A 6,173-nucleotide genomic window follows, 5' to 3' on the forward strand; every position below is an offset into this window, starting at 1 on the left:
ATCTGCGGAAGGCTCATATCGGAGAGGTTCACTGTTCGTTATGGCCGGAGGAGACGGTGAAACTGGCGGAAGAGCATAATATTCCGTTACTGTAAATCTTGAAAATTAGTTTTCCTATAGGGACGCGAGAGGGATCGGGGGTCCCGGGGGCAACAACTTGGGCAGGGCAAGCTTTGAAATCCAGCCCTTACGGAGACTTAGGCTCAAGCGCTCTCGCGAGAGTCTTAGTCGCAGTTAGGGATTAGTTCAAAGTTCCCCTGCCCACGTTGCCCGGACAAGAAGCTCCAGCCGCTCCCGTCCGCTTTAGCAACCTTTATTCTCTTTTTACAGTTCGATCTCCCCGTCAAACACAACCGCTGCCGGTCCGGTCATGTATACCAGGTTTTCTTCCCGATCCCAGTAAATCTTCAGATCCCCGCCGAGCAGTTTCACTGTCACTTCCTCTTCTTTCACATATCCGTTCAGAATCGAAGCCACAGCTACCGCACAGGCACCTGTTCCACATGCCAGTGTCTCTCCGGAACCACGTTCCCACACCCGCATTTCTACGGTATGATCATCCAGCACCTTCACAAATTCTGTATTTACCCTGTCAGGAAAAGCCGGATGGAACTCAAACTTCGGACCGATCTTTTCGATGTCTAATCCTTTTACATCGTCAATGTATGTGATCGCATGTGGGTTACCCATTGATACGCCGGTGATGCGATATTCTTTTCCGTCTACCAGAAGGGGTTCATTGATCACCTGCTCTTTTTCGGAAACTACCGGGATTTTTGCGGCTTCGAGGATCGGTGCGCCCATATTAACTTTTACCAGCACCACTTTCCCGTTTTCCACGGTCAGATCCAGATACTTGATGCCGCTTGCCGTCTCCACAGAGACAGATGTTTTGTCTGTCAGACCGTAATCGTATACGTATTTCGCCACACAGCGGATTCCGTTTCCACACATCGCTCCACGGGAACCGTCTGCGTTATACATATCCATCTGGAAATCTGCCACCTCAGATGGTTTGATCAGAATCAGTCCGTCAGAACCGATTCCGAAATGACGGTCACTGACTTTGATCGCTGCTTCCCCGGGATCTTCAACCTTTTCTTTAAAACAGTTTACATATACATAATCATTTCCGATACCCTGCATTTTCGTAAATTTCATAGAATTTCCTCACTTTCTGTTGCCACTTAGATTGTCTGTTTGCAACGGTTCCGTAGCTATTGGTTCGTAACTGCGAAGATAGCGAACCGTTATATCTGTTTTATTTACAGTTACCTCATTCATATTCGAATTATGCTCATTATAGCGTATTCCCACCTTTTTTGGAAGTCCGCGTTGACAAACCGGGAGGCAATCCATTACAATCTTAATAGAGTTTTTATAATTTTACCATTTAATCAGAGGAGGGAAACAAACCATGGAAAAACTCTTTAAACTGAAAGAGCATAACACCACGGTAAAAACAGAAGTGATGGCCGGTATTACCACATTTCTTACCATGGCGTATATACTCGCAGTTAACCCTAACATGTTAAATGCTTCAGGAATGGACAGCGGAGCCGTCTTCACAGCTACCGCACTGGCCTCTGCACTGGCAACCTTTATTATGGCGTTCTGGGCAAATTATCCGATCGCACTGTCTGCAGGTATGGGGCTGAATGCTTATTTTGCTTATACAGTATGTCTTGGACAGCTGCAGGGAATCGATGATCCCTGGAAGATCGCACTGGCTGCTGTACTGGTAGAGGGTATCATTTTCATTATTCTTTCATTTTTCAAATTGCGTGAAACGATCGTCAACGCAATCCCTGAGAACCTGAAATACGGTATTACATCCGGTATCGGTCTGTTTATCGCATTTGTTGGTCTTAAGGGTGCCGGTGTTGTCGTATCTGATGACTCCACACTGGTTGCACTCGGTAACTTCGGAAGACCGGAAGTTGCTCTGTGCCTGATCGGTATCCTGGTGATTGCTGTGATGAATCACTATAATGTAAAAGGATCTATTCTCTGGGGTATCCTGATCACCTGGGTTCTGGGAATCATTGCTCAGCTGACAGGCTGGTATGTAGTAGATCCGGATGCTGGGGCAGCCTCTCTGATTCCGTCTCTGAGTGCTTCTTCCTTCATCCCGCCGTCCATCTCATCAACTTTCTGCAAATTTGATTTTGCATGGATCGGTTCTCATGTATCTGAGTTCGTTGTTATCGTATTCTCATTCCTGTTTGTAGATATGTTCGATACCATCGGTACTGTTATCGGTGTTGCCGAAAAAGCAGATCTGCTGGATGAGGACGGTAATCTTCCTCGCGTAGGCCGTGTCCTGATGGCGGATGCTATCGGTACGGTAGCAGGTTCTATGCTTGGTACTTCCACCGTTACCAGTTTCGTAGAGTCCAGTTCCGGTGTTGCGGAAGGCGGAAAAACCGGTCTGACTGCTATGACAACCGGTATCCTGTTTTTGGTTGCACTGTTCCTGTCACCGATCTTCCTGGCTATTCCAAGCTTTGCCACAGCTCCGGCTCTGGTAATCGTTGGTTTCTTTATGGCTTCTTCCATCAAGAAAATGGAATTCGACGGTGATCTGGCAGATGCTGTCGGCGGATATCTGGCATTCCTGATGATGCCTCTTACGTATTCTATCGCAAACGGTATCATGTTCGGTGTTCTGGCATGGTTCATCATTAAAGTATGCACCGGTCAGCTGAAAAAGATTCATCCGGTTATGTATATCGTATGTGCACTGTTTATTATCCGTGTAATTACAATTATTATTTAATTCGGAAATGTTATAAACAACATAAAAAATGTGCCCCGGAGGACCATATCAGAATCCTCCGGGGCATATTTTTCTTTCACAGTAATGTCTGTTTTATTTTTCTGCTTCCATACGAAGAACGGTGATGTGCGCCGGATTTTCGTAATCTTTCTCATATCCGTTATCGTTGTAGTACTCGTACTCAGCAACATTGTCTACAAAACCGATGCACTCCGGATGATCAAAGTCTACTTCGTCCACACACTGTCCACCTGTTGCCATCGGAATCAGGTGATCCGGACGGATGAAGAAGATCACATCAGTCAGGGCTACTTCCACATAATGATCCCCCTTCTCCAGGATCTCTTCTTCTTTTGTTCCATCTTCTTTAAATCGAACCAGTTTCATACGCTCCGGCAGATAGACGTAACGACCTTCGGCGTTCTGCTCATATACCGGTGCGATCATCATACCGTCACCCAGTAAAAGCTGATCTTCTACTTTGACCGCACGTCTGTCTTCCGGATAATCGAAAGCCAGCGGACGGAACATCATCCCGTCTCTCAAAACGGCTTTCATGTATTCGCTGTACAGATATGGCAGTAATTTATAACGCATGCCGATGATATGACGGAATCCATCGATTTTTTCAAAACGATATGCTTCCTGTACACGGGTTCCCATAGCGGAATGGTTTCTCATCAGTGGAGTGAAGATTCCCAGTTCCAGCCATCTCAGTACCAGATCTTCTGTAGTATCTACACCGAATCCACCAAGGTCAGCTCCTGTATACAGGAAACCGCACATATTCAGGGACGGCATCATTTTCAGATTCAGCAGAATGTGTGACCACCAGGACTTGTTATCTCCCTGCCAGATTCCTCCGTAACGGTGCATTCCGATATAGGAAGAACGGGAGAACATCAGGATACGTTTGTCTGGCTCCAGACGTTCAAAGGCTTCTCCTGCCGCACGGGTCATATTATATCCAAACAGGTTATGTACTCTGTCATGGCGGATCTTTTCCCCGTTCATATTATGATAAAATACTTTGTAATCTTCGGTATTATTAGACAGGCTGTGTACCAGGCCGTTGAACTCGTAGTATTTGTCCATATCCAGATTCTGCCCTTTGAATCGATCCAGTTCTTCCAGAACGTCTTTCAGACGGTCTTCGGTATAGAAGATTGCCGGCTCATTCATATCATTCCAGAATCCCTCTACGCCCTGATCCAACAGAAACTGATATTTATTTCCAAACCATTCTCTCGCTTCTTTATTCAGCATATCCGGGAACAGTGCTTTTCCCGGCCATACAGCTGCAACAAACGGAGAACCGTCTTCTTTCTTACAGAAGTATCCTTTTTCCAGACCTTCTTCATACACATCATATCCTTTTTCCTGTTTTACACCGGCATCGATGATCGGAACAAGATGGATATGTTCTTTTTTCATTTCTTCGTTAAATGCCGCAAAATCCGGGAAGGCCTCGTTATTCAGGGTAAAGTCTTTGTATCTTTCCATATAGTCGATATCCAGATACACACTGTCCAGCGGAATGTTCAGTTCTCTGTGTTTTTTCACGACCTCACGAACTTCGTCTGCACTCATATAACTCCAGCGACTCTGACCATAACCAAATGCCCATTTTGGAGCAATGTAGCTGCGGCCAACCAGATGACGGAACTGTCTTACGATATCTTTGATATCCTCACCGGTAATAATATACACATCCAGATTCCAGTCAGATGCTGTGATCACCAGCTCTTCTGAACGGGTATATCCCACATCGAAACGGATAATTCCAGGATAATCCACAAAAATACCAAAGGTTTCTTTGCCGTCTACTACCAGGAAGTTGTGTGCACCATAGAGGGAATGACGGTCTTCTTTGTGATCCGGTTCATCACTGCATTTGCTCTCATAGTACCAGCCCCTTTTGTTGATTCCACGAACATTTTCTCCCAGTCCATAAATCTGATCTTTGTCTTCCATGGTATAAGACAGAGTCATCGCCTGCTCATCCACAGTAAAATAAGGCAGTGCACCGTTTTCCTGTTCCGGTTTGTTTAACACGGCTTCTGTTTCAATCACGTTTCCATACACGTATCTGCGAATCATAGTTTTCTTACCTCCATAAATCTTTAGTTCTATCCCGATAACGTTCCCGCATCTTTGTTGCTGTTTCGTTACCTCTCTTTTTCTTTAGTATACAGGATATTCCATGAAAAAAATTGCCCTATTTTAACTGAAAGTTACTTTATTTTGACTTTTCCGGAATCTGTCTGCCATCCGTTGTCATCCGATAGCGATCTTTGTAAACCATCTGTGACACCGTTACCGCCTCATATCCCTCCTCTTTCAGCCGGGGATGCAGCAATTTCACCATTTCTCCGGTATTTTCTCCTTCCCCATGGAAGCGGAGAATCTCACCATCCCGGATCGTACAGGACTGCAGCAGCTGCCTGACAAGTTCACTGGCTTCATACTCTTTCCAGTCCATGCTGTCGACACTCCATGCCACCGGATAGCTTCCGCAGGCATATATCGTCCGGAGTACTTCATTATTATATTCCCCGCCGGGAATACGGAAAAATACACATGGCTCCTCTGTAACTGTTCCAATCGTCTCCCTGATCTTCCGAAGTTCCTTCCTGCACGCTTTCGCCGTCATCTGTTCCACGCATACCGCCTGTTCACCCAATCCCTGTATATCATGTCCCTGCTGACAGATCTGTATTGCCAGACTCCTGTGGTTCTCGATCCAGGACGGAGTGGCAAAAAATGTGGCAGGAATTTCCTGCTGCTGCAGAATCTGTAACATCTGTTCTGCCTGCCCCTTCCCGATTTGCGTTCCACTCAGTTCAAAGGTATAAGCTATCTGCTTTTTCCCGGTTTGCACAGAACAGATCGGCAGCTCCTGCCCGTTCACACTGGTACTTGCCGTGACAACCTTTTTCCCCACTTGTGTCCGGTAAAAAACAGACAACCCGGTGATCAGCACAAGTGCCAGGGCTCCCACACCCCACATTCCCTTTTTCATATTTTTCGTCCATTCCCCGGCATTCTCTCTTTACTATATGGACACAGGAGGCGTTATATGACTCCGTTATTCACGTAAACCACATTGGTCCGGTGAAGCAATCTTGCTCATCACAGCAGTCCTCAAAAGCTCATATAAGCACATCATATTATTCGATATCCGCAGAAATTGAAAAAGCTGTCTCCGGACATTCATCCGTGACAGCCTGTTATCCATTTTTTTATTTAACTCACGTAACTGTTCAGTACCTTCACAGTTACGAGCCAAAATGCATTTAAACGATAAAAACACGCTTTGCGAGTTTTTATCGTTATCGCGGCACTCCTCAAGGTTCCGTGCAAGCACGGACTTTGACTCGTTGCTCGCGTAAAT

4 protein-coding genes are annotated in these 6,173 nt (G+C 45.8%); 1 reads left to right on the forward strand and 3 read right to left on the reverse strand.

What is annotated here, in order from left to right; all coding sequences use genetic code 11:
* Positions 1–324: 324 nt before the first annotated feature.
* Positions 325–1,161 carry a diaminopimelate epimerase gene (dapF, locus tag MSA64_RS11360; protein WP_154431598.1) on the reverse strand — a complete coding sequence of 279 codons (837 nt, stop codon included), beginning with the start codon at positions 1,159–1,161 and terminating at the stop codon, positions 325–327.
* Positions 1,162–1,417: 256 nt separating this feature from the next.
* Here dapF and MSA64_RS11365 point away from each other — a divergent pair, with 256 nt between their 5' ends.
* The gene (locus MSA64_RS11365) at positions 1,418–2,779 is read left to right on the forward strand and encodes an NCS2 family permease (protein ID WP_154431597.1); all 1,362 of its coding nucleotides are present in this window, start codon (positions 1,418–1,420) and stop codon (positions 2,777–2,779) included.
* Positions 2,780–2,872: 93 nt separating this feature from the next.
* On the opposite strand, the gene MSA64_RS11370 is transcribed toward MSA64_RS11365, so the two are convergent.
* A complete protein-coding gene (locus MSA64_RS11370) occupies positions 2,873–4,879 on the reverse strand; it encodes a glycoside hydrolase family 31 protein (RefSeq protein ID WP_154431596.1) in 2,007 nt (668 codons plus the stop codon).
* A 139-nt stretch (positions 4,880–5,018) separates the two neighbouring features.
* On the reverse strand, positions 5,019–5,801 hold the full coding sequence (locus MSA64_RS11375) for a polysaccharide deacetylase family protein (protein WP_287891662.1): 783 nt from the start codon (positions 5,799–5,801) through the stop codon (positions 5,019–5,021).
* Positions 5,802–6,173 lie beyond the last annotated feature (372 nt).

This window comes from Oliverpabstia sp. (assembly GCF_022785585.1).
In the GTDB taxonomy this organism is placed as follows: Bacteria; Bacillota; Clostridia; order Lachnospirales; family Lachnospiraceae; genus Oliverpabstia; species Oliverpabstia intestinalis.

What these genes read in the sequence shown, in the direction of transcription:
- MSA64_RS11365 (WP_154431597.1), top strand. Translation starts at nt 1,418, where the DNA reads ATGGAAAAACTCTTTAAACTGAAAGAGCATAACACCACGGTAAAAACA.
- dapF (WP_154431598.1), bottom strand. Translation starts at nt 1,161, where the DNA reads ATGAAATTTACGAAAATGCAGGGTATCGGAAATGATTATGTATATGTA.
- MSA64_RS11370 (WP_154431596.1), bottom strand. Translation starts at nt 4,879, where the DNA reads ATGATTCGCAGATACGTGTATGGAAACGTGATTGAAACAGAAGCCGTG.
- MSA64_RS11375 (WP_287891662.1), bottom strand. Translation starts at nt 5,801, where the DNA reads ATGAAAAAGGGAATGTGGGGTGTGGGAGCCCTGGCACTTGTGCTGATC.